At 58.4% G+C, this 1,128-nt stretch carries 1 protein-coding gene; it reads right to left on the bottom strand.

Features of this window, described 5'->3' with window-relative positions; translation table 11 throughout:
- Positions 1 to 36: 36 nt before the first annotated feature.
- Positions 37 to 738: an energy transducer TonB gene (locus tag Q7T36_RS14925; RefSeq protein WP_304850333.1), complete on the bottom strand. Its 702-nt coding sequence runs from the start codon at positions 736 to 738 to the stop codon at positions 37 to 39.
- Positions 739 to 1,128 lie beyond the last annotated feature (390 nt).

Consider the following 1,128-nt stretch of genomic DNA (forward strand, 5'->3'; position numbering starts at 1 on the left):
ATTCATGAATTCAATACTCCACGGTTTTTAAAAAATTTACTCAAGAACCCAGTTGAAGGGCACGTTGAAGGTCATGGCTTCGGGGACGCCGTTGCGTTTGCCCGGCGTGTAGCGCCAGCGCATGACGGCCTGGTACGCGGCCTGGTCCAGACGCTCGAAGCCGCTGGACTTGACCAGCCGGGCGCTGACGGCGGCGCCGTCAACACCAATCAGGACGCTGTGAACGACCAGACCCTGCTCACCCAGGCGCCGGCTTAAAGCCGGGTAGGGGGGTTTGGGGTTGCGCAGGTAGTCGGCATCGCTGGAGGGCATCTGGACCACGGCCGGTGCCGGGCGCGCCGCTGTTGCCTGTGGTGTCGATGGCGCAGTGGAGGTTTCATCCACGGCGGCCGTCTGCGCTGGCGGCGTGATCAGGCCGGCGGGCGCATTCGGGGACGGCGTGGTGTCTGCAATGGCCAGCGGCTGCGGTGGCTGCGCAACGGGTGCTTTGGCGACTGCCTTTTTGGGGGGAGCTAACACAGCTGAGGGAGCGGGAGGAGGCGGTGCGGGACGGGCGGGCGCAGCCTTGGGTGCCGGCGGATCGACAAATTCCACCAGAATTTCAGCGGGGACCACCAACTCGGCCGGCCGCATCAGCATTCCGCTTTGCAAGGCCCAGATGAAACCCGCATGCAAGGCCAGCACCACGAAGGCAATGACTGCAGTGCGGCTGACCGGCGGTCGCATCAGTGGTTGCATGGGTGCAGCGTTGTTTGAAAAGGAAGGGGCATTCATCTGGAAATGGGTTGAAGGCGAGGTTACAAGAGTGCCACAAGCGGCTGCGAGGCGGTCAGGTCGGTCAACGTTAGCGGCGAAAGACCCACCACGCGGCGCCAGCTACCAGGATCAGGCTGACAGGCAATGCTGCGATCAGGAAGGCAAGGTGGTCCATGGCGAGGTTGTGTGCGTGATGGGTGGCATGTGAATAAAGTGTGTTTATTTTAAATACGAATGAATCGCATTTACATAAATATTATGGTCGGATTGAAAGAGGATGCAAGGGGTGAATAATTTTTGATAAAAACACAATCTAGCCTATACGTATCGGGAATTAGAAGCTATCAATAAAGAAGCATTTTTGTGAACACT

The organism is Fluviicoccus sp. (assembly GCF_030646115.1).
GTDB lineage: Bacteria > Pseudomonadota > Gammaproteobacteria > Pseudomonadales > Moraxellaceae > Fluviicoccus.

Coding starts and splice junctions, on each gene's coding strand:
- Q7T36_RS14925 (WP_304850333.1), bottom strand. CDS start 738: ATGCAACCACTGATGCGACCGCCGGTCAGCCGCACTGCAGTCATTGCC.